This window comes from Microcoleus sp. Pol11C3, assembly GCF_036701485.1.
GTDB lineage: Bacteria > Cyanobacteriota > Cyanobacteriia > Cyanobacteriales > Microcoleaceae > Microcoleus.
The window spans coordinates 1-23,777 of sequence record NZ_JAUBQW010000046.1; the positions used below are offsets into that span (position 1 = coordinate 1).

Annotated in this window: 17 protein-coding genes; 11 read left to right on the forward strand and 6 right to left on the reverse strand. The window is 45.6% G+C overall.

Annotation, left to right across the window (positions count from 1 at the left end; translation table 11 throughout):
• Nucleotides 1-358 precede the first annotated feature (358 nt).
• The 7 genes from QUA40_RS12925 (at nucleotide 359) to QUA40_RS12955 (ending at nucleotide 6,583) form a co-directional block, all read left to right on the forward strand.
• A complete protein-coding gene (locus tag QUA40_RS12925) occupies nucleotides 359-571 on the forward strand; it encodes a hypothetical protein (RefSeq protein WP_333126106.1) in 213 nt (70 codons plus the stop codon).
• A gap of 16 nt (nucleotides 572-587) precedes the next feature.
• Nucleotides 588-725, forward strand: coding sequence for a hypothetical protein (locus QUA40_RS12930; RefSeq protein ID WP_333126109.1), 138 nt, complete (start codon nucleotides 588-590; stop codon nucleotides 723-725).
• A 113-nt stretch (nucleotides 726-838) separates the two neighbouring features.
• On the forward strand, nucleotides 839-1,975 hold the full coding sequence (locus QUA40_RS12935; RefSeq protein ID WP_333126111.1) for a serpin family protein: 1,137 nt from the start codon (nucleotides 839-841) through the stop codon (nucleotides 1,973-1,975).
• 134 nt (nucleotides 1,976-2,109) lie between these two features.
• On the forward strand, nucleotides 2,110-3,312 hold the full coding sequence (locus QUA40_RS12940; RefSeq protein ID WP_333126114.1) for a glycoside hydrolase family 10 protein: 1,203 nt from the start codon (nucleotides 2,110-2,112) through the stop codon (nucleotides 3,310-3,312).
• 14 nt (nucleotides 3,313-3,326) lie between these two features.
• Nucleotides 3,327-4,004, forward strand: a complete 678-nt coding sequence (locus QUA40_RS12945; RefSeq protein ID WP_333126117.1) for a TIGR02117 family protein — start codon at nucleotides 3,327-3,329, stop codon at nucleotides 4,002-4,004.
• Nucleotides 4,005-4,150: 146 nt separating this feature from the next.
• Nucleotides 4,151-4,924, forward strand: coding sequence for a 1-(5-phosphoribosyl)-5-[(5-phosphoribosylamino)methylideneamino]imidazole-4-carboxamide isomerase (gene hisA / locus QUA40_RS12950; protein ID WP_332955518.1), 774 nt, complete (start codon nucleotides 4,151-4,153; stop codon nucleotides 4,922-4,924).
• A 249-nt stretch (nucleotides 4,925-5,173) separates the two neighbouring features.
• Complete coding sequence (locus QUA40_RS12955) at nucleotides 5,174-6,583, forward strand: cation:proton antiporter (RefSeq protein ID WP_333126120.1); 1,410 nt, start codon at nucleotides 5,174-5,176, stop codon at nucleotides 6,581-6,583.
• A 209-nt stretch (nucleotides 6,584-6,792) separates the two neighbouring features.
• Here the strand turns inward: QUA40_RS12955 and QUA40_RS12960 are convergent, their stop codons facing one another.
• The 5 genes from QUA40_RS12960 to QUA40_RS12980 all read right to left on the reverse strand — a co-directional run bounded on the left by QUA40_RS12960 (nucleotide 6,793) and on the right by QUA40_RS12980 (nucleotide 16,488).
• Nucleotides 6,793-7,800 carry an ADP-ribosylglycohydrolase family protein gene (locus QUA40_RS12960; RefSeq protein WP_333126122.1) on the reverse strand — a complete coding sequence of 336 codons (1,008 nt, stop codon included), beginning with the start codon at nucleotides 7,798-7,800 and terminating at the stop codon, nucleotides 6,793-6,795.
• A gap of 284 nt (nucleotides 7,801-8,084) precedes the next feature.
• A complete protein-coding gene (locus QUA40_RS12965; RefSeq protein WP_333126125.1) occupies nucleotides 8,085-10,916 on the reverse strand; it encodes a PAS domain S-box protein in 2,832 nt (943 codons plus the stop codon).
• A gap of 41 nt (nucleotides 10,917-10,957) precedes the next feature.
• Complete coding sequence (locus QUA40_RS12970) at nucleotides 10,958-11,959, reverse strand: BMP family protein (protein WP_333126130.1); 1,002 nt, start codon at nucleotides 11,957-11,959, stop codon at nucleotides 10,958-10,960.
• A gap of 203 nt (nucleotides 11,960-12,162) precedes the next feature.
• Nucleotides 12,163-14,337 carry a glutamine synthetase III gene (locus QUA40_RS12975; RefSeq protein ID WP_333126133.1) on the reverse strand — a complete coding sequence of 725 codons (2,175 nt, stop codon included), beginning with the start codon at nucleotides 14,335-14,337 and terminating at the stop codon, nucleotides 12,163-12,165.
• Between the two features lie 900 nt (nucleotides 14,338-15,237).
• Entirely contained in the window at nucleotides 15,238-16,488 is a 1,251-nt protein-coding gene (locus QUA40_RS12980; protein ID WP_333126136.1) for an alpha/beta hydrolase, read from the reverse strand.
• A gap of 426 nt (nucleotides 16,489-16,914) precedes the next feature.
• Here QUA40_RS12980 and QUA40_RS12985 point away from each other — a divergent pair, with 426 nt between their 5' ends.
• Nucleotides 16,915-18,693, forward strand: coding sequence for an SWIM zinc finger family protein (locus QUA40_RS12985; RefSeq protein ID WP_333126138.1), 1,779 nt, complete (start codon nucleotides 16,915-16,917; stop codon nucleotides 18,691-18,693).
• 57 nt (nucleotides 18,694-18,750) lie between these two features.
• Here QUA40_RS12985 and QUA40_RS12990 read toward each other — a convergent pair whose 3' ends face one another.
• Complete coding sequence (locus tag QUA40_RS12990; protein WP_333126140.1) at nucleotides 18,751-19,353, reverse strand: 2OG-Fe(II) oxygenase; 603 nt, start codon at nucleotides 19,351-19,353, stop codon at nucleotides 18,751-18,753.
• A gap of 228 nt (nucleotides 19,354-19,581) precedes the next feature.
• Between QUA40_RS12990 and QUA40_RS12995 the strand changes: the two genes are divergently transcribed.
• From QUA40_RS12995 to QUA40_RS13005, 3 genes are all read left to right on the forward strand, one after another.
• Nucleotides 19,582-19,821: a hypothetical protein gene (locus tag QUA40_RS12995; protein WP_333126143.1), complete on the forward strand. Its 240-nt coding sequence runs from the start codon at nucleotides 19,582-19,584 to the stop codon at nucleotides 19,819-19,821.
• A gap of 176 nt (nucleotides 19,822-19,997) precedes the next feature.
• Nucleotides 19,998-20,357 carry a group 1 truncated hemoglobin gene (locus QUA40_RS13000; RefSeq protein WP_333126146.1) on the forward strand — a complete coding sequence of 120 codons (360 nt, stop codon included), beginning with the start codon at nucleotides 19,998-20,000 and terminating at the stop codon, nucleotides 20,355-20,357.
• A gap of 1,058 nt (nucleotides 20,358-21,415) precedes the next feature.
• Entirely contained in the window at nucleotides 21,416-23,752 is a 2,337-nt protein-coding gene (locus QUA40_RS13005) for a glycoside hydrolase family 31 protein (RefSeq protein ID WP_333126149.1), read from the forward strand.
• Nucleotides 23,753-23,777 lie beyond the last annotated feature (25 nt).

Below are 23,777 nucleotides of genomic sequence, written 5' to 3' on the forward strand. Positions count from 1 at the left end.
AACACCGCTCAAAAAAACCAAATACCAAAAACTGAGTCCAGCGGAAAAACTTTTCAATCGGCAACTAGCAAAAGACCTAGTTATTATTGAAAACATACATCGAACTTTAAATATATTTAGAATACTTTCATCACGGTAGCGGAATCGAAGAAAACGCTTCGGATTAAGATTTAATTTGATCGCTGGTATTTATAATTATGAACTTTCTTGGAATACAAACTAGCGATCTCCTAAGACTTTCGCAAGAGGTCTAATGAAGTATCAGGGGCGACTTTTTGATAAATTTTAGGATTTATTAAGTTGATTACAGTTTAGCGATCGCAAAGGTTAGCGCCCTGCAATCATACAATAAAAATCAATGTCAATTTACAGAAATGGTAAATCTGTGAGCTTTACAATTCAAAATGCCTTAATTCCGGTTGATAGCGGTTATGAAACCGCAGATGTGCAAGTGGTGAATAATTGCATAAGTGCGATCGCTCAGAATTCAACTGCTGCGAAAATAGTTATTAAGGGCAAAAATAAGCTGCGGCAGCCAGGTTTAATCAACGCGCACACTGACTATTCATAAATGTGGCAAAAGTAAGGTGCAAACGATCGAGTTTGATGCTTGGAGGCGGGAATTATTCGATCGCAGCAAGGGAACTAGCAAGCGTCAATCTCAAACAGTAAGTGAAATAGAAGCCCACTATCGAAAAGTCATGAACCTACAAGGTTATTCTTAAAAATTTAACCAATACAATATGATATCATGTACGGTTGAATCACATAATTAGCGCCGCCATTAAAAATTAACGCAATCAACCTCGCAAATCCCAATCACTCAGGAGCTCTAGCCATGACACCCCCTAACAACCCGATAAATGTAGACGCCAGACTTGTTGCAGCTAATACCAAATTTGGCTTTAAGTTGTTCAACACCCTAAGCAAACAACAGCCGAATAAAAATATCTTTATTTCGCCTACTTCTGTCGCCCTCGCACTGTCAATGACATACAACGGAGTTAGCGGAGAAACCAAACAAGAAATGACAAAAGCTCTCGAATTAACGAAAATGAGTCCAAAAGCAATCAACGCAGCAAATCAAAATTTGCAAAACAGTTTGCAAAAAAATGACCCCAAGGTGCAAGTATCAATTGCCAACGCGCTTTTTGTCAAACAAGGCTTCTCATTAAAACCCGAATTTTTGCAAATAAATCAACAATACTACCAAGCCAATATTAGCGAAATAGACTTTCAGAGTCCGCAAGAAGCTCTCAGCATCATTAACAACTGGGTGAGCCAAAAAACTCAAGGAAAAATTGATAAAATAGTCACTAAAATCAAGCCTGATACACTCTTGTTTTTGATTAACGCCATCTATTTCAAAGGCAACTGGGAAACGCCATTTGATAAATCTCAAACTGGCAACAAAACTTTTTATTTAACAGACAGCACTTCCAAACAGCATCCCATGATGTCCCAGAAGGGCTCTTATCGGTGCTACAAAACAGACACTTTTCAAGCAGTCAGTTTACCTTACGGCCAAAAAGGCGCTCTGAGTATGTATATTTTCTTGCCAAACTCCAATACCAATTTGGCAACTTTCTCGCAGCAATTAACACCAGAAAACTGGAATAAATGGATGCAAGAATTTAGAGTTAAAAGTGGAATGATTGAAATACCGCGCTTCAAAATGGAGTATGAAGTTAAACTGAACGACACACTTATAGCTTTGGGAATGGCAGAATTTTTCGGTGGATTGAAAACAGACTTTTCCCCGATGACTGATAGCCCAGTAGCAGTAGAATCGGTAAAACACAAAACATTTGTCGAAGTTAACGAAGAAGGTACAGAAGCAGCAGCCGTGACTGTAATTGAGATGACGAGATCTATGCCGGCTTTTGAAATGAATGTAAACCGTCCATTCTTTTGTGCTATTCGAGACAATACTACAGGAACAATATTATTTATGGGTATCATCGTTGACCCCTAATAATATCAAAAAGAGTAGGGGCGTCAGGAAATGTTCGATCGCCTTTTAATAAAATAACCCTAGCTGGCGCACCCTAACAAGCTAATTATAGGGTAAAATATCAGTCTAAAAATAATCATATTTGCGACAAATTGATGATTAAATTGCACAAATGGCAGCGGATACTGGGTTTAATAGTTGTTTTTACGATCGCCCTTACCTCCTCCGCCATATTATCCCCGCGTCTGTTAGCTCAAACCCCGCCCAAAACCCCAACAACCGAATTGCGCGGCGTCTGGCTGACGAACATTGACAGCGAGGTTATCTTCTCCCGCAACAACATCATTGACGCTGTAAATCGACTGGACAAACTCAATTTTAATACCATCTATCCCACGGTTTGGCAAGGAGGCTATACGCTTTATCCGAGCGCTGCAGCCCAAAGAGTATTCGGACAGTCGATCGACCCCTCGCCCGGATTGAAAGACCGAGACATCCTCAAAGAGATTATAGCACAATCCCGCCCCAAAGGTATAGCAGTAATCCCGTGGTTTGAGTTTGGTTTCATGGCTCCCGCCGAATCGGAATTAGCCACTCTTCACCCCGACTGGCTGGCGCAGCGACGCGACGGTTCAACTATTTGGAAAGAAGGCGAACACGAGCGAGTTTGGCTGAACCCTTTTCATCCCGAAGTGCAGCAATTTATTTTAGATTTAATCCTAGAAATTGTCGATAATTATGACATAGATGGCATTCAATTTGACGACCATTTCGGCTTGCCAGTAGAATTTGGCTACGAGCCGTTAACAATGTTAATGTATCAGGAACAAATCAAAAGCCCTCCCTCCGACGACGCCCGCGAAACCTTCTGGGTGCGCTGGCGCGCCGACAAAATCAACGACTTCATGGGGCGACTTTCCCGCGCCATCAAATCCCGCAAAGAAAAATGTATTGTCAGCTTATCTCCGAACCCTTTTCACTTTTCTTTACCCGCCCACTTGCAGGACTGGTTTACCTGGGAAAGACGCGGCTATATCCAAGAAATTGTGTTGCAAATTTATCGCAGCGATATCAAGCGTTTTAGTGCCGAACTGGAACGGGAAGAAGTCAAATTAGCTAAACTTCACATTCCAACTGCGATCGGCATTTTAACAGGTCTTAAAAATAATTCTGTGCCGCTCAAACAAATTCAAGAACAAGTGCAAGAAGTGCGAAAAAGAGATTTCGCTGGCGTGTCGTTCTTTTTCTACGAAAGTTTGTCGAATTGGGCTAGCGAAACCCCCGAACAGCGCAATTCGGCCTTGCAAGAATTCTTTCCCACAAAGATGCAGCGGCCGCCATCCGAAGGCAGAATTTGAAACCCATGGTTAAAATGAGAAAAATCATACAGCGCTTAGGAATTGTCATCTTATCTTTGACCATTTTCCTAACAATTGGCTATCTCACTCCCAGTAAGTGGGGAAATTACTCGCAAGCAGATTGCACAATCTCTCTATACATTTCCAACGAAGGCATTCACACGGAGGTCATCGTTCCAGTTAAAAATGAATATTTTGAGTGGAATCAATATTTACCGCTAACAGAAATAGGGCGGGATGCCACTTCTAATTATAAATATTTGTCTTTTGGATGGGGAGATAGAGCTTTTATGCTGGAAACTCCCACATCAGGAAGTATCAACCCAGTTACAGCTTTCAAAGCCCTATTTCTCCCTACTCCGTCTACCGTACACGTTGAAAGTTATCGGGTTATCCCCCGAAATCTAGAAACCAAATGTGTGAAAATTAGTGGGGCAAATTATCTGAGGCTGGTAAATTTTATTAAAAATTCATTCCTATTAGACGCAGCAGGTAATAAAATCAAAATTAGCTACGGCTACGACAACACGGAGAGTTTTTATGAAGCAAAAGGCAGTTACTCTATTTTGAGAACTTGCAACGACTGGACGGCCGAAGCTTTGCAAAAAGCCGATGTCAAGACTCCTTTATGGTCTACGCTTTCTTCTGCGATCATGTTTCATTTAACGAGCGGTTGCAAATGTCAAAAATAAATGGTAATGGGTAATACTATTTTAGATTTTAGATTTTAGATTTTAGATTTTAAAATTTGGAATGAATGATTATGTATGGGTTGGGAGTTTGCCTAAAGTTGCATTCTTTTTTTTAACTGGTATAATTAGCAATTTGAGGAAAAATTATGAATGTAATTCCAGCGATCGACTTATTGGATGGAAAATGCGTCAGATTGTATCAGGGAGACTACGCGAAGTCTCAAACTTTTAACGACAACCCCGTCGCCGTCGCCAGAGAGTGGGTAAATGAAGGCGCAACCATGCTGCATTTAGTAGACCTCGACGGCGCCAAAGCAGGTCATCCAGTCAACCAAGCAGCCATTGAAGCGATCGTCCGATCAGTAGACGTTCCCTGTCAAGTAGGTGGGGGAATGCGCGATCGCGCTTCTGTTGCTGCTATCCTCAATTTAGGCGTTCGGCGCGTCATTCTCGGCACTGTCGCCGTCGAACAACCGCAATTAGTCGGCGAATTGTGCGCCGAATTTCCCGGCCGAATTCTGGTGGGAATAGATGCCAGAAATGGTAAAGTTGCGACTAGAGGCTGGCTAGAAACTTCGGAAGTTTTAGCAACAGAATTGGCGCAAAAAATGGCAGAGTTAGGGGCGGCTGAAATTATTTACACTGACATTCACCGCGACGGTACTATGGAAGGGCCGAATTTGGAATCTTTGCGCGAAATTGCTAACGCTATTTCGATTCCGGTGATTGCTTCCGGTGGCGTTAGTTCGATCGCAGATTTGTTGAGTTTGCTGGCTTTGGAACCAATTGGTGTCAAAAGTGCGATCGTCGGTAGGGCAATTTATACCGGCGATATCTTGCTAAAAGAAGCAATTCAAGCAGTCGGACAAGGGCGCTGGCAGGATGTACCCCCAGATTTAGGCTCTTCGAGTTTTGCTTGATAGTCATGTCGAGTTAACTGGCTACCCAATATGTAACAGTTATCAATTTTCCGACTCACAGTCAACAGTCAACAGTCATTAGTCATTAGTCATTAGTCATCAGTCATCAGTCATCAGTCATCAGTCATCAGTCATCAGTCATCAGTCATCAGTCAACACTCAACACTCAACACTCAACACTCAACACTCAACAGTCAGCGTAGAATCGTCAGTCAGCGTAGAATCGTCTTTCTTACCATCATCGTACCCATGTTTTTTAACCATACAATTACAGCTTTAAGTTCTGGGATGGCATCCCTAGTTGATCCCATACCTTTGTTAGCAACAGTCGAGGCAGAAAATTCGCCGATCGTCCTCAGCGGAGTTTTGCTCAGTTTGGTAGTGATTTATATCGCCAGTAAAATCGGCGCGGAAGTGGCTCTAAAATTTGATTTTCCCCCGGTTTTGGGTGAACTTGTAGCAGGGGTAATTATTGGAATATCTGCTTTACACTTGCTCGTTTTTCCCGGAAGCGGGCTGTCAGCCTCAGACTCAGGGATTATGACAGTTCTGCAATCGATTAATCATCTGTCTCCTGCCGCCCTCACCAGTGTCTTTGAATCGCAGAGTGAAGTCATTTCAGTGCTAGCTGAATTAGGCGTGATTATTCTGCTGTTTGAAATTGGCTTAGAGTCGGATCTCAAACAACTCAAGCAAGTGGGGATTCAAGCTACCGTTGTCGCCTGCGTAGGTGTGGCATTTCCCTTTGCCGCTGGTACTGCGGGCTTAATGATAATTTTCCACACGGCGGCAATTCCAGCAATTTTTGCGGGGGCAGCTTTGACGGCAACCAGCATTGGAATTACCTCCAAAGTTTTGTCTGATTTAGGACAACTGAACTCTAAAGAAGGTCAAATCATTGTCGGTGCGGCGGTGATTGATGATGTGCTGGGAATTATTGTCCTGGCTGTTGTCGCCAGTTTAGCCAAAACCGGTGAGATTGATGTTGTTAATGTCATCTATTTGATTGTCAGCGCCACTGTTTTTCTGCTAGGTTCGATTCTGTTGGGCGGTGTCTTCGACAAAACCTTCTCGGCGGTGGTGGGTCAACTAAAAGGTCGCGGCAATATTATCATCCCGGCATTTATTTTTGCTTTCTTCATGGCTTTTCTGGGCAATGCAATTCATCTAGAAGCGATTTTGGGTGCGTTTGCGGCTGGTTTGGTGTTGGATGAAAGCGATGCCCGCCAGGAGTTGGATGAAATGGTGAAACCCATCGCCGATTTATTTGTACCCATCTTCTTTGTGGCGGTGGGAGCACGGGCGGATTTGGGGGTTTTGAACCCAACAGTGCCGGATAATCGGGCAGGACTTTTGATTGCCGTATTTTTGATTGTGGTTGCTATTTTGGGCAAGATCGTAACAGGTTGGGTGGTGTTTGGTCAGCCGGGAATCAATCGATTGGCGATCGGAGTGGGGATGATTCCTCGGGGCGAAGTCGGGTTAGTGTTTGCCGGCATCGGTTCCGCGAGTGGGGTTTTGGATAAACCGTTAGAAGTCTCGATTATTATCATGGTGATTCTGACGACTTTTTTGGCTCCGCCTTTTCTGCGGATTGCCTTTGGCGATACGGTAGAGCCTCCTGCTAGCGGGGAACTTTCTAGCGAGAAAATCGTTTGATATCATTTCCGGTTACACCGGAATGATGTTGACTGTTGACGGTTGACGGTTGACGGTTGACAGTCAACTCGAATTTACTATTCCGATGCTAACGGATTTGATATGATTGAGGGAATTTGAGTCTGGGCGATCGACTGATTTAGAAACATAAATATCGATCGTCCCAATTTATTGAGCCGTAATAATAAGTCCTAAGTTGTTTGAAGCGGCTACAACTTAACTTTCAACTGATAACAATTGTCAGCGAGTTCAATCAGTTCGCCGAGGCCCCAGCTACCCTGATCGTTCAAAAGTTCCGCTAGTTGATTCGGGATGGCTTCTCGGCCCAGAAATGCCCCGCTGATGGCACAAGCCATTGCTGCGGTGGTATCCACATCGCCACCGACGGCGATGCTAGTGCAGAGAGTTTCCCAGTAATCTTGAGGCGTTCTCAAAAACGCATATAAACTCCACAAGACGCTACCGACTACAAAAGGCGAGATTCCTTGCCAAGAGTGCTGGTAGTTTAACGGTAGTCCAGCTCTTGAAATCAACTCTACGGCTGACTCTGGGGGCAATTTGACCCAATCAATCAAATCTTTGAGCAAAGCAGCAAAGGAAGAATCAACTTCTGCTACCAATTCGCTCAGTTGGCTCAGAAATGGCTCAGTTTCAATCATCATGTCAGATTGAAGGGCGATCGCCACAGCCCCGGCGATCGCCACAGCCCCGGCACAACACCGTGAATCTTGATGGGTGATGCGCCCTTGATCGCAAGCAGCTTGTACAAGCTGGGACGGGTCATCGTAGAATATTAAGCCGATCGGTGCAGCCCTCATCGCACTGCCATTACCAGCATTGGGAGCAGGAGTACCAGCTTTTTGCCAAGCAACGCCCCGTATCAGGCGGTTTGCAGCTTCTTCTGTCGATCGACCCCGCCCGACAATGCGCTCTTGAGCGAAAATGTCAGCAATACGGGTAGCGTAGTCGCTGGGGTCGAATTCGCCACAAGCGACGTAGCTTTGGAGGAGTTCGCGGGCGAGTTGGGAGTCGTCGGTGTATTGACCAAAAGGAAAGCCGAAGCGATCGCGATCTTTGATTTTTTTGAGTCTAACTTCGTAGCGGACAAAGTTTTGGCAAACTTCGGGAGGATAGCCTTCTACTCTACAGCCTATAGCGTCGCCGAAACACTGACCGATCAGACAACCTCTAAATTGTTCCAGACGCGGTACTGTCATTTATCTAGCTTTGAGTAGGTCGATCTAATCTTATGTTAAATCCCCGACTTCTTAAAGCCTGCGGGGACTGGGACACTGCCCATTTGTGTCAACTTAAGACTAAAACCCTCTGTAATTCTGAATGAAAACATTACTTCCTCGGTCTCTATCTCCCAGAGAACCGAACATGATTCCCAAAATAACCTATAGTAATATCAGCCCTAAAAGATGTCTATTTCGGTTAATTTAGGCGTTAGTAATTGACTTTTTTGGAGTCAGCATATAAAAGAGGAATGTGATAGCACTTATTTACCCACGAGTGCTACAGCACCGCTTTGCAAAACAGGAATTTCAATTCGGAACTCTGTTCCTTGATTGGGTTGAGAGAAGCACTCGATGGAGCCACCGTGCTTATCAACTACAATTTGATAGCTGATGGATAGCCCTAATCCTGTTCCTTTACCAGTTGGTTTTGTGGTGAAAAAGGGATTGAACACCTGTGGTCTAACAGTTTCCGTTATCCCAGGGCCATTGTCTTCAATTTGAATCACCACGTTTTTAGAATAACCGGGCCCAGTTTCCTTTGTGACTAACTTAGTCCGAATAGTGATGCAACTGGGATTCTTTTGGATATTTTTTGGAGAACGCTGATTGTCGTAGTTTTCCAAAGCATCGATCGCATTTGCCAAAATATTCATAAAGACTTGGTTCAACTGTCCGGCATAGCACTCTACTCGCGGTAAGTCGCCGTACTCTTTAACAATTTCAATAGCAGGATGAGCCGGATTTGCCTTCAGTCGATTTTGCAAAATCATCAATGTGCTGTCAATTCCCTCGTGGATATCCACTGGCTTCATTTGGGCCTCATCCAGCCGCGAGAAGTTTCGTAGCGACAGGACAATTTGACGAATGCGATCGGCTCCTACCTTCATTGAAGTCAACATTTTGGGCAAATCTTCACTAATGTAGTCCAGATCGAACTCTTCAATTTTTTCCTGAATTTGGGCATTAGTTGGATAGGTTTGCTGGTAAAGCTGAATCAACTTTAGTAAATTTTGTGTGTAGTCGGCAGTATGGCTCAGGTTGCCATAGATAAAGTTGACTGGATTATTAATTTCGTGAGCAACACCAGCAACCAGTTGCCCCAAACCTGACATTTTCTCTGCCTGAATAAGCTGTGCCTGAGTTTGCTGCAAGGTTTTGAGTGCAACCTCAGCTTCCTCTTTTGCTTGCCTTAACGCAGCTTCGGCTTGCTTGCGCTCAGTAATATCCAGTGTCAAGGATGCAACTCCAACAATCTTTCCAGCATTCCCTACTAAAGGCGTATTGAACCATTCGCAAATAATGGTTTGACCGTTTTTGGTAATATTTTCGTTGACGCTGTAGATTCCTCCAACCTGACTCAACAACTCGTTCATAACTTGATCGACTATCTTTCTGGCAGACGCAGGCACAATTAATTCTGCGGCATGGTGTCCGATCGCCTCTGTAGCCGTGTAACCAAAAATCTGCTCTGCCGCTGGATTCCAGGCCGTGACTTTAAAGTTTAAATCCCATTCCACAACTGCCAGTGCGCTTTGGCGGAATAGAAAAGATAGCCGCTGTTCCGACGCTTTGAGTTCCTCTTCTGCCTGTTTCCGTTGAGTAATGTCAATCCCTGTTTTGATGATGTACTCAATTTCACCTTGATTATCCAGTAAAGCAGTATCTGACCAGGCAATCAGTCTGAGTTGTTGATCTTTGCTCACCCAACTGCCTTCATACTGCTGGGGAAAATTACCAGATTGTAAAGACTCAAAAGCAGTTTTGGCTTGTCCTGCTAAGTCTGAGTTCGGGAACAATTCCCAAAGGTAGCGCCCTTTTACTTCACTAAAGGAGTAATGAGTCATTTGTTCGCAAGCTCGGTTAAAGCTAACGATTTGTCCCTGCGGGTCGAGCACAACTACCAGGGCACCTGCAATTTCAAGAATGGCTGAAACGAAATTGCGTTCCACTTCAACTGCTTTAATCAGTTCCTCTAACTGGGTTGCCATATTGTTAAAAGCGATCGCCAATGTCCCCAGTTCGTTTTGGCTGTCGATCTTGACCCGCGTCTCTAATTGCCCCGCACTGAGTTCAATAGCTGCCGTGGTTAAGCGCTGGAGCGGCACCACAATTTGCCGAATAAAGAGAAAGCCAATGCCAATAGCAACGATCGTCACCACCGCCAATGAGCCTCCCATAATTGAGAGCATTTGGTAAACGGGAGCATAAGCCTCAGCCGTGGGCAGTTCTACAACCACATTCCAATTCACGCTCCGAACTAAGGCACTAGCTCCCAATACTTCTACCTGCTTTAGACCTTGATAAACGTTAAGGCGCTTAGTATCTTCGGATGCTTTCAAAAATTGAAAGAAAGGGCGCTGAGAAATATCTTGAAGTTGAAAATTTTCTGGCTTACTACCCTTTTGAGCAATGAGAAAATTACGCTCATCAACTACATAAACATAACCCGTCTTGCCGACCTCGGTTTGGGAAACAATAAACCAGAGAAAGTTGAGATTTACCTGTGCTAATAGTACCCCATCCACCTCATCTCGCTCATTCCGAATCGGAACCGCCAGAAGGGTTTTTGGTTCGTGGGTTTGAGGATTAATTTCTACAGAACTGACATAATCTTCCTGTTGTTTGAAGGCACGAATAAACAGTGGCGAATTGGCTGGATTTTCTAACTTGAGCGGTTCGTATGGTGAAACTGACGCGACAACTTGTCCCTTCCGGTTCAAAATGGCAACGGCTTCATAAGCATCATTATGACGAGTCAACCCTTCCAAAAGGCTCTGCTGCGCTTGAGGTTGAAAGTTTGTGAGTCCTTTGACCCTAGCTAAATAGCTCAGTTTTCGTTTCAAGTCATCTAGATAATTATCAATCTGCCCTGCTGCTGTCTGACTACGCTCTTGTTGGAGCGATCGCGATTGCTGGATCTGCGCCTGAAAGCTGAGGTAGATCAGCAAGCCACCAGTGGGCAGTAAGCTCAGGAGAACCAAAAATATCAAACCATAGCGGAGCTGATTTGCAATAGAAAAGAAGGGTTGCCAGAGATGTGAAGGGGAGCTTTTGGCGATCGGAAGAGCGCGATCGTGGCGTTGATTTTGCATCGGACTTAGGCTCAATATTAGTAAATCAATTAATCGGCGCACTAAGGAGAAACATCGATTTTGCCAGTCGTCACAGCTTCTCGGATGGTCTTGAAAGTGTCCTCTTCCTGAGACGTGAGAGTGCCACGGAAAGGGGCAAAGTCGTAGATTTTCTCCTTGAGCCCAAACTTGTAAAGTTTTCCTTCCCAGCGACCTTGCTGGGTTAACACTGCCACATTTAGCACCAGATTGGGAATGTCCTGCAGAACGCTAGTTAGGACTTTGCCGGGAGCCAGTTCGTACTGATCCTTGGCCCAACCAATCACAAGGACTCCTGGCTTTTGCGTAACGGCTTTTAGCGCGGCTAACCCTGCCTGATCCGCGTTGATTGCCAAAACATCTACTCCAGAGGCAACCATATCCGTTGCGACTTTGATGGCTTTGTCGGTATCAACCCAAGAATTGAGAAAAGCAGTCGAGGCTTGAACAGAGGGATTCGTTGCCTTCACTCCCCGCCTAAACAAGGCTTCTTCTTCTTTGTAAACCGGATAAGCTGCACCTACAATATATCCAACTTTATTGCTTTTGGTCTTCATGGCAGCCAAAGCACCTGTGAGGTACCCCACCTCACCCGATCGAAAGGCAACAGCCCCCAAATTTTGGTTATTCCCTGGATAGGTTGTAACCATGGCAAATTTCGTTCGCGGAAATTCTTGAGCGACCTTTTCGACAGCTTTGACATAGGCACCACTGCATGCAATTACCAGGTCATAGCCTGACTGGGCATATTTGCGAATGGCAGCTTCACTATCTTCATTGTCAAGGCCATTAAAGTCTACCTGAGCATTAAATTTATCTTTGATTAGGTTTAACCCTTCAAAGCAGGCTTGAGCCCAACTGTTCTTGTCTTTGGAGCCTGTGACGAGCAACGCCACTCTAAAGCTGCTAGAGGTACTTGCTTCAGGGGAAGAGTTTACGTTCGGAGTCGATCGACTGCAACTTATCACAAAAACCAGAGCTAGAGCCGCCAGAGTCATTTGTTTCAAGAAAGATTGAATTCGCATAATAGCTTTTCGCAACCAGATTACTTTTTCTACGCCGATAAATTTCTTAAACGGTATCTCAACAATCTTCAAATTTCTTACTATCGTTTGTCTTTAATGCCTTTGACAGATTCAGCGTAACACTGATTTAACCTCAAAAACAAGTAAGGACACGGCACTGCCGTGTCCTTACAAATATCACCGGAAATTAACCGAATTCGCGATTACTTAACAAACAGCATTTCTTGATAAGTAGGCAGCGGCCACAAATCATCAGCCACTTCACCCTCCAGAGCATCCGCATAGTTGCGAACCTCATCCATCAAAGGACGAATTGTTTGCGAAGCATACTGCATATGGTCTTCTGTCGAAGCAAAATCGTGCTTGCTCAAAGCATCACTCAACTTGCCCGCAGTATCCATCATAGACTTAACCAGCACCGCTACTTTTTCGGCCGTTTCCTTTTCCAGTTCAATCCCAATCTCTTTCAACTTAGAAACCGTGCCGGAAAGTTCAGCTAAATACCTCACCGCAGCCGGGTAAATGATAGTTTTTGCCATGCTTGATACCAGTTTTGCTTCGACTTCAATTGCCAGCAAATACTGCTCTGCATAAACATCGTAACGGCTTTCCAATTCAACGGGAGTCAGAACACCTGTCTTTTCAAACAAGTCTTCAATATATCCTTCCTTCAACACGGGCAAAGCATCTGCAGTAGTCCGCAAGTTAGCTAAACCCCGTTCCTCAACAGCCATTTTGTGCCATTCTTCCGAATAGCCATTGCCGCCAAATACAACCGCACCGTGCTCGTCCATCACTTCTTTGAGAATTGTTTGGATGGCAGCATTCAGTTCAGTTCCGTTAGCCAAATCGCTTTCTAATTTGTTAGCAATCCAGTCCAAAGAATCTGCAAGAATTGTATTCATCGCCACCAGCGGCCCGGAAACAGACTGACCGGAACCTACTGCACGGAATTCAAATCGGTTTCCAGTAAAGGCAAAGGGCGAAGTCCGGTTTCTGTCCCCAGCATCCTTCATGAAAGTAGGCAGTGTTTCTACACCTAAGTTCATAATTCCCCGACATTGAGAGTCCTTAACTTCTCCCCGGCTAATTTGCCCGAAGATATCTTCTAATTGCGAACCCAAATAGACAGAGATAATTGCTGGTGGAGCCTCATTTGCACCCAATCGGTGGTCGTTGCTGGCAGTAGCAACTACGGCGCGCAACAGCGGCCCGTATTTGTGAACTCCGCGAATCACAGCGCCGCAGAACACTAGAAATTGTATGTTCGAGTGCGGTGTATCCCCGGGGTCTAATAAGTTCCCTTGGGTGGCATTGCCCACCGACCAGTTGACGTGTTTGCCAGAACCGTTAATGCCGGCGAAAGGCTTCTCGTGCAGCAAACACATAAAACCGTGTTTCTTCGCAGTGTTGCGAAGAATTGTCATGGTTAATTGTTGGTGGTCGCTGGCGACGTTTGCCGCTTCAAAAACTGGTGCAATTTCAAACTGACCGGGAGCTACTTCGTTGTGCCGGGTTTTGGCAGGAATTCCCAGCCTGTACATTCTTTCTTCTACTTCCTGCATGAAGACTTGAACGCGCTCTGGAATCGCTCCAAAATAGTGGTCGTCAAATTGCTGACCTTTCGCAGGAGGTTTGCCAAAAAGGGTGCGACCTGCTAGCAGTAAATCGGGGCGGTTGTTGGTGAAATTGGCATCTACCAGGAAGTATTCTTGTTCAGAACCGCAACTGGAATTTACCGGAGCAACTTCGGTATTTCCTAATAGCTTTAACACTCGGGTTGCTGCTTTGTTCATTGCGGCAATGGAACGCAAAAGCGGGGTTTTCTTGTCTAAGGCTTCACCTGTCCAGGAGATGAAAACAGTAGGAATGCACAATGTCATCCCGTTGTCTGTTTCCATGACATAAGCAGGGCTGGTGACATCCCAGGCTGTATATCCACGAGCGGCGGCGGTGGAACGGATGCCGCCGTTGGGGAATGAGGAGCCGTCTGGTTCGCCTTGTACGAGAACTTTGCCTGCAAATTCTGAGATGACGGAGCCGTCGCCTTGCACTGAGATGAAACCGTCGTGCTTTTCGGCGGTACCGTTGGTCAGGGGGTAAAATACGTGAGCGTAGTAGAGGGCTCCTTTGGAAATAGCCCAATCTTTCATTGCTACTGCAACTACATCAGCTACGGAAGCATCTAGTTTTTGCCCGGTTTGAACGGTGTTTTTTACTGATTTGAAAATGCTTTTGGGCAGACTTTCTTGCATCTTGCTCAGAGTAAAAACGTCTGTAGCCCACATATCTTCTAGCCGCTTGGGAGGCCGACCAGGCATCAGTTTGCGGTTGACGATTTGAGAAATTGCTTGAACGCGCGATTCGTTTCCACTCATGGTTATTTTTATTTGGGTTGCAGGACGAGTAGTTGTGAAAAAATAGATGTTAGCAAAAGTTTAACGATTGACAAATATGTTGGATTTACCCAAGATTTTTTGTCAATGCTAACTTATGGGAGGATGCCTTTTTTGGCAAGCTCTAAAAGATTGGAGGAGCGAGGCTCAATCACTTCGCCGTCCACCGGCTGTGACAATCCAGTGTGAGATGCGGTTGGATTTCGGTTATTAGCAAGAAAATAGATGACAAGAGTTTGTACTAACTTGAGTCAGCTTTATAGATGTCCTCGCTGCACAGATTTAGTAACTAATCTTCACCCTGGTCAGCTCAAAAATTTTGTGCGAATCAATTCCGATGAATTCAGGTCAAAACTACTTATGGTTTTTAACGGTTCGACGATCGATAAATCGCAGTCCAGCAAACAACGCACTCGTTTAGGGGTTTTGGAGAATTATGGAGAGTACACAATCTACACTTGGAGAGTCTAAACAATCATTAACGAAATAAATGTATCCTAGGCTACAGAAGTTTAGGTTTTTTTCAGAAAGGTCGATCGCACCGATCGCACACAACCGCAGGGTTTCAGTTTAACAGGACGCGGGGCGCTGAAACAGGGGGGCGATCGTACATTTACAGGACTTACCCAGGCACACTATATATAGTGTGCCAAGAAAGGGATCTCGCTTTGACGTTGCTGAATTAGGGTATGAAATTTGTAGGGGCAATCCCCCCGTGGTGGCCCCACCGCTGGCGGGGTAAGCTTTTATTCAGCAGCGCCACAAAACTTTCTCGGCGCAGTAAGGGGGATTTATATGAATTTAAAATGAAGAGATTTAGAGCAAGACTTCAGCCAGTTTTAGACGCCGTTTATTGAGCATAAATGAGTAAAATTTTAAATTTTATTTAATTGGCTGGTAATCGGAAGACTTCAGAGCATGAGCCAAAAAACGTTCTGTATAATACAAAGCCAGTTGATTGCTAGGGCCATTAAAAACTGTATCAAAGGCGTGTTCAGCCCAAGGGATTTCAAGCAAAATAGCACGATTGCCCGTGGCGCGTAATCGTTCGTAGAGCGATCGCCCAAACTTAGCCTGCACGATATGGTCGCGACCTGCATAAACCAGTAGAGAAGGGGGAAGATTCGGTTTAACGTAATTGATGGGAGAAGCCCGACGGTAAAGCTGATTGAGTTCGTCTGGGGTTCCTCCGAGAAAGGCACGCAAGACGGCTCTAACATCTATTGCATCAGGAAAAGGTGGGTCATTGTATCCCCCAATCAGGTCATTTGGCCCGTAATAGTTCACCACGGCTCTAACTGGAAGCACGCTTGAATCATAAGCAGTTAGCATTGCTAAATGAGCACCGGCAGACCTTCCCATCAGAGCAATTCTATTGAGATCGATTTCCCAATCATCGGCATGAGTTTTGATGTAGGAAAGAGCGGCTTGTACGTCCTCAAGCTGAGCAGGAAATCGATACTTGGGAGCGTGGCGGTAATCAATTGCAACCACACAATAACCTTGAGCGGCCATGTAGCGACTGAATTCCTCATTGTAATCAGGATTGCCTCTGAGCCAAGCTCCCCCGTAGATCGTGATTATCGCCGGATATTTGCCAATTTGCATCGGCCGATAAAGGTTTAGTTTCAGTGAAACTCCGTCAGGGTTGGCAAATCCAATAGCCCGATCGATCCTAACGTCTCTAATCGGAATTCCTCGGAAGGCATCTGCGAGGATAAAGGGTTGAGGGCGTAGCTGCGCGCGATCGGCTTGAGGAACGGCTGCTAAATAGTTTTCCCCCAGAACAGCTTGCATTTGGGTAGCTATGGCTGCATTGGCTGCAGGGAATTGCATCAGGGGAAGCAGGCTCAGGATGAGGGCGAACAGGTTACAAATCAGTAAAATAATGTAGACTTTGCCTGAATGTCGCTTCCAAAGGTTTAGGAAAAGGGCGATCGTATGGATAGCAACTAACCAAGGACTGATTTCTGGTGCTCCCACCGCCAAAGGGTACAGAAATAGCGTGGGTGCTGGTATAATGACCCAGAGACTGAGAAATAGTGCGATCGCACTCAGGAACCAAGAAATAAATGGCGAGACTAAGAATGCTGCTAATAAAGGTAACTTTTTGCGGTTCTTCTTGCGGATCATCGGATTTTCGCAGCCTAATTTTTAATCAGTTTAAATTAATCTGGCTGTTTTTATTGGTAAGTCGATCGCCTCTGGCATTTTACCCAACCAGCAGCTTCATTGACTCCGACATCCTGCGTCGCTCGAAAATGCTGTGTATCGTTGTATTTTGATCCTTGACGTTGTTCGCTGTTTCTGGGAATCTTAAGTTGAGGCTGTCTGGCTAAACTAACTGTATGGGCTGTTACTCATCAAAAGTTTGGCTATTATTCCGATTTTGGTAGTTAGGCAGAGACAGCACTTAGGCACGGGTGTGGAGAAACCGGGTTTTTTTACAGATTTTTGAAATTTATGGAAACCTCAAATCGGAACGCAATTAAATTGTAGAGCAAGTGTATTTCTCAGGTAAAATCAAGTCTAATCCTTTAATTGCTGAGGCATAGTCTCATGCCCATTCCCAAACTCAGTGAAACAACGATCGAGCATAACACCTCTGCCCAATCCCTCAAGCGGGGTGAAGCTTACTATTTAGCTGGCAATGTTACCAGCGCAGTCCGGCGTGGCAATATGGTGCAAGCAGTAGTGGAGGGTTCCCAAGTAGAACCCTACCGTGTTACCCTGCCCTTTGATGATGCCGGATTAGGATCTACTTTATTCTGCACTTGTCCTTACGATAACGATGGGTGGTGTAAACACATTGTGGCGACTTTGTTCTTGTGTCTGCGGCAACCAGAAATAATTGAGCAGGGTCCGACACTGGAACAATTGCTCGATCGCCTCAACGATGTACAAACCCAGCAATTAATACAGCATTTAGTAAAAAAAGAACCATCACTCATTGATGCGATCGAACAATACATTAACTTAATTGCTATTCCTGCACCTTCAAGCCAACCAACCAAAGCACCCCGCCACACCTCCATCGATCCTGCTCCCTTTCGACACCAAGTACGACGAATTTTGCGAGAGGCTGTGAGGTATTTGGAGGATGGATGGGAGGAAGACCCGATTACAGAAGAACTTTTAGATCTAATTCAGCGAGCCCAGGAATTCAGCGAACATGGGGATGGCAACAACGCCTTAGTAATTTTAGAAGGCATCACCACAGCCTGCGTTGAAGATTGGAATGATGTTGAAGAGTTTGGCGCTGAAAATTATGAGATAGCTAACGCTTTAAATGAAGCTTGGACAGAAGCCATTTTGACTGCTCAACTAACTGCTGAAGAAGAGATCGATCTCCAGGTGATGTTAGAAGCTTGGCAAGATGAATGGGATTGTGATTTCAGCATGAGCTTGGAAGCTTTACGCCAAGGTTGGGATGACCCCCTACTCCAACAGGTACTTGAAGGAAACATTACTGGGCAAGGAGTTTGGGCTGGTGACGCACCAGACTGTGCTCGCGACTTAGCATTGATTCGCTTGCAAATCCTCGATCGCCAGGAACGCGAGCGAGAATACTTATACTTAGCCCAAGCAGAAGGTTGTGCTCAACAATACTTGACGATGTTAACTCGTTTGGGGAGAGTAGAAGAAGCAGTGGAAGCTGCTGCTACTGAGATGCAATCAGCGGAAGATGCTTTTGCTCTTGTTCAAACTTTAAAACAACAGGGAGCCTTAGAACAAGCTCTGAAAATTTGTCAAGCTGGGTTAAATTTGTCTGGTCATTGCCATTACGAACTGGCAATCTCGATGAGTGAGTTGGCTGTTGAGTTGGGGGACGACGAAGTTGCGTTAAATGCTAGAATCCAGATATTTAAAATCAAACCGTCCTTTAGGGATTATAGTTTAGTGAAGGAGTTAGGAAGAGATAGTTGGTCAACTTTGAAAGCCGATTTGTTAGCAACTCTGAAAAATAATGAAAGTTGGAAATTTACTGACGCGAAGGTTGATATTTTTCTGGATGAGGGAATGATTGAAGAGGCGATCGCCCTTGCTGATGACTTGGGTTATTACCACTCCGCACTGATTCACCGAGTAATGGGGGCTGCTATCAGCCACAGCCCCGATTGGGTAATCGCCAATGCTTGTCGGCGTGCTGCATCGATTATGGATCAGGGGAAATCAAACGAGTACAATCTTGCGATTAAGTGGTTGGAAAAAGCCCGCGCAGCCTATTTACAAACTGGGCAAAATCTTCAGTGGTCTGCTTATCGTTCTCAACTGATGCAAGTACACAGTCGGAAGCGGAAGTTGATGGAAATGCTCAAAAGTCCCGATTTAGATTGAGCCTTAAGTTTACCGTAAACCCAAGTTAAAGCGACCCAACCCAGGATCAAATAAACCTTACTTAATTTTTGCTTTCACGGCCCTAGATTCCACTGTGAATCCTGGAATATCTTGCAGTTCTGTTTCGCTCAAACTGTACTGTTCGCAAACCAAACTCAAACGAGTTCCGGTACTTTTAACGGCGTTGACAGAGTGAGTCAAATCTCCTTGAAAATAGATCAGCGAGTTGGCTTGCGGCTTAATCTGCCCGACTTGCTGTTTGTTGCGCCGCAGTATCAACTCTCCCCCTTGCAAGTTCGGCGGTACTTGTACGTACAAAACGCTGACGGCTGCGGGAGGTTCAACTGTTTTGCAGTACGATCGCAAAGATCGATCGATATGCGGATCGACGCGGGAACCTTCACCTAGCAACAAAGGGTTGAGGTAAAAAGCATTGCATTCACGCTGTAATGCTTGGTCTAGATAGGGTTTGAACAAAGGGAACCGCCGTTCTACTTCGGCGATTTCCGAACGTTGAAACACCACGGAAAACCCTTTTGTGCCAATGAAATCGCGATTGAGGTTGTTGATTGCTAGATAAGGGGAGGCTAGAATTGCTCCTCGCAAGTCGTTGAGGTAGTCGATCGAGAAAGCGTTAGGATGTTGGCTATAGTATTTCAAGGCACTCAAAAATCATCAAAGTTTAAGGAAACAGCAGATAGAAATGCAGCAATCACTCAGACTTGGGATTGCTTCGTTCCTCGCGGAGGACATAATAATCTTGATTTCAGTCCGCGTACTTAAGTCAAAGGTTTTTCTTAACTGCGGGCGATCGCCCGGAAGTGTCGCAACCGACTAGCAACTGCCAAATATTACTATACAGGCGATCGTTGTGGTGAGAAGATTTTATTGACAATTCGATTATACATGATGCCGCTTAGCAGCCGATCGCCCATTTATTTTAACTTGTCCAATTGCAGGGGCGGGCCTAATTTCTGCGATCGCATCCAGCCTCTGTTTTCTCACCGATTTCTTGAGTTTGCTAGCTGGAAAACAGATGCGTGTTGGCGCTGTGTAAGAAACATCTTGCTAAAAAAAGCAATCCGTGCATTAGATCCAAATGCTGGGAGGGCGATCGGGAATATCTAACGGGCGACAGAACGTTAATAAAGTTTACACATAGAGGGCTATCAAAAAAATACCAGCAGTCGGAACAGGTACTAAGTAATTAGTCAGATGAGAGCAATATTTCACCGGCTGGAGAAAAGCAAAGGTGCCTGGTATAATTAAAGAGTAAGTCAAAATAACAAACTCCCTCAAACGATATGGCAACAACATTGTACGAGAAAATGGGTGGAGAGTCAGCCATTAAAGAGATGGTGGATGATTTTTACCGCGATGTTTTGGCTGACGAGATAGTGAGCCACTTCTTCGATCATACAGATATGGAAAAGCAGCGCCGCCATCAAACTGCTTTTATCTCTTATGCCCTCGGGGGCACCAAGCAATACTCAGGCCGTTCAATGGAGAAGGCCCACGCAGGTTTGAATTTACAGCCTGAACACTTTGATGCAATTGTGAAGCATTTGACCGATGCCATCATTGCCCACGGCGCGTCCCAAGAGGATCTCGATGAAGCGCTAGGTAAGATCGCGGCTTTGAAAGAGGCTGTTTTGTACAAGTAATATCTAGTGAAGGCAACATGGTTTTTGCAGCCACTAGAATAGTGAAAAAAGTGGAGATTTCGTAAATGTGAAGCGAAAGCTCCACTTCGTTTTGTGCCGGATATAATGAACCGCGAAGACACGAAGAAAGAGAAGAGAAGAGTTCACAATTGAGGCGAAGATCGCTAAAGCTATTTAACCAATACCCCTATGAGTTGTGGCAAGCAATCGGGCGATCGATTGTGTAGATTTTTTAAGTTATTTTCTACTTGCTTTATGGATACCTGTTTGATTTTTTACAGTAGCTTATTCGGCTACCCACGGTATTGCTGAAGTATATTTCACCTCAACGAAGAGCACCATTCTCGCTTAAAAGGTTCGACTGCCTGTTCCACAAAGAGTGAGTTTTCTTGTGGGGATTAGGGGTTGGGCAGGAGAACCAGCCCGTAAAAAGCCTATTGAAAATAGTGCAATATCTCAGTTTGACCGCATTTGTCCATTTACTTGAAATGCTGACAAGTTATATTCCTCCTTTAGCTAGAGGACGGCCCCTAAAAACCCGTCTAAAATATAGGTATCGATCATTAGGGCAAAAACCAACTTTTTTGTTTCTGAGATCCAAAAGCTTCTCCCCTGAAGGGAGGGACTGGTTCGCGAAGGCTAAGATCATGGCGGATATGGCTACACTGATCGTTTACGTGGCGACTAAGCTACCGAAAAAATCAAAAAGCCTGTCTACAGATGACGGCGCAAAAGGAGGAAAAAAGCTATGAAAAGAGTCATAGACGAAATTAAGATATTTCTCCAAATCAAGAGTGGATTAGAGTTACTAAGCTTAATACTAGCCATTTACTTGCTCTTCGCCAACGGTTCCTATCCAATCCTAAAACTGAATAGCCTGTAACTAGACCTACCTCAAAAAAACCGAACACCCAGAGCCCCGACTTCTTAAAGAAGTCGGGGCTCTAACAGCGAGATAGTTTTACGTTTAATTAGTTCATTTACTTAGTTCGGCCTTTGGCCAGATGACAACCCTTAACGGCTCATAGCAAAATCTATAATATTTCGAGTCAGAGTGTATGCCGCAATACTTCGGAAAACTCCAAACTACTGAACAGCCTTGGTCAACGATCGGCTCAGTACAATCTATCAATAAGACCGATCGCACCCTTCACTTTAATTGCGGCGAAACCTCCCTAAAAATCAGCATCCTCGCACCGAATTTAATCCGAGTGCGAATGTCCCCTACAGGTGAATTTAACAGCCGATCGCACTCAATAACCCTCGCTGACGAAGAGTGGGAAATTATACCATTTGAAGTGCGAGAAACCGAGGAAAAAATAGAAATTGAAACCGCAGGAATATTAATTTCCGTAAAGCGAGAGCGCCCTGCAATCGAATGCTTTGACAAATCGGGAAAACCCTTTGCTAGCGACTGCGATCGCAGTATGGGATGGCGCGCAGGTGCAACCGCGGGCTGGAAGCGCATCGAAGCAGACGAGCACTTCTACGGTTTCGGCGAACGCACCGGCTTTCTCGACAAACTCTCCGAAGTCAAGACAAACTGGACAACCGACTCCCTCGACTACAATTCCCTCACCGATGAAATGTACCAGGCGATCGCATTTTACATCGCCCTGAATCCCGATCGCGCTTACGGCATTTTCTTCAACACTACATTTTGGAGTCAATTCGACATCGGCGCCGAACAACCGGGGGTTTTGCGGATGGAAACCAGAGGCCCGGAACTCGACTACTACATCATTTACGGCCCGGAACCAGCCCAAATTATCGCCACCTACACGCAGTTAACTGGCCGGATGCCGCTTCCGCCAAAATGGGCGCTGGGATACCACCAATGCCGCTGGAGCTACGAATCCGAGGACATTGTGCGCGAGTTGGCGAAGGAATTTCGCGATCGGGCGATTCCCTGCGATGTCATCCACCTCGACATCGACTATATGCGCGGCTACCGCGTTTTTACCTGGAGCCCGAAGCATTTCCCCGATCCGGCGAAACTGATCGCAGACTTGAAAGCAGCGGGTTTTAAGGTTGTCACGATTGTCGATCCCGGTGTCAAGTACGAACCGGAAGCAGATTATGAAATATTCGATCGGGGTGTCGAGAATGACTATTTCGTCCGCACCGCAGAGGGAAAGCTATTCCACGGTTACGTTTGGCCGGACAAAGCGGTGTTTCCCGACTTCATGAGGCCGGAAGTGCGCGAATGGTGGGGCGAATTGCACAAAACTCTGACAGATGTTGGGATTGCGGGGATTTGGAACGACATGAACGAACCTGCGATCGCAGAACGGCCTTTTGGTGACGGCGGCGAACACATCAGCTTTCCCCTGGATGCACCGCAAGGCCCGGAATCCGATCGCGCTACCCACGTCGAAACGCACAATTTGTATGGGTTGATGATGGCGAAAGCTTGTGCTGAGGGGTTGCAAAAAGTGCGATCGGGCGATCGATCTTTTGTGCTGACGCGATCGGGTTTTGCGGGCGTTCAGCGTTACTCGTCGGTATGGATGGGCGATAATCAATCGCAGTGGGAACACTTAGAAATGTCGCTACCAATGCTTTGCAATATGGGGCTTTCCGGTGTGGCGTTTGTCGGTTGCGACATCGGCGGTTTTGCGGGGAATGCAACCGCTGAATTGTTCGCGCGGTGGATGCAGGTGGGGATGCTGTATCCCTTGATGCGCGGTCATTCGGCGATGAGTACGGCGCAGCACGAACCGTGGGTTTTTGGCGATCGTACTGAGAAGATTTGCCGCGAATACATCAATTTGCGCTATCAGTTGTTGCCTTATATTTACACGTTGTTTTGGGAAGCTGCGACGGCGGGAACGCCGATTTTGCGACCGCTACTGTATCACTTTCCGCGCGATCGGGCAACTTATCACCTTTACGATCAAGTATTACTCGGCCCGTCGCTGATGGCTGCACCTGTTTACCGCCCGGGAGTTGAGCATCGCGCTGTGTATTTGCCGGAGGGGACTTGGTACGATTGGTGGACGGGCGAATGCTATCAGGGCCCGATGCACATTTTGGCTGATGCACCTTTGGAGAGAATGCCGCTTTACGTGCGGGGCGGGGGCATAATTGCGTTAGCGCCTGTGAGGCAATTTGTCAGCGAAGAACCGCTTGATTCATTGAAAATGCGAATTTGGCCCGGAAGCGGTGAATGGACGCTTTATGAGGACGACGGACACAGTTTTGAACATGAAAAAGGTGTCTGGGCTACGACTAATTACAAGGTGTATTTGGAAGGGGAAAAAATTATCGTTGAAATTGCCGCGCGGGAGGGTCAATTTTTGATATCAGAACGCGAAGTTATTGTGGAAGTTGTTGGCGTTGGCGAACAGCGATTTACAGATGACGGTACGGTGCGGCGTTTGACATTTGGATAACTTTGGCATAAAGCGGTTTATGCTA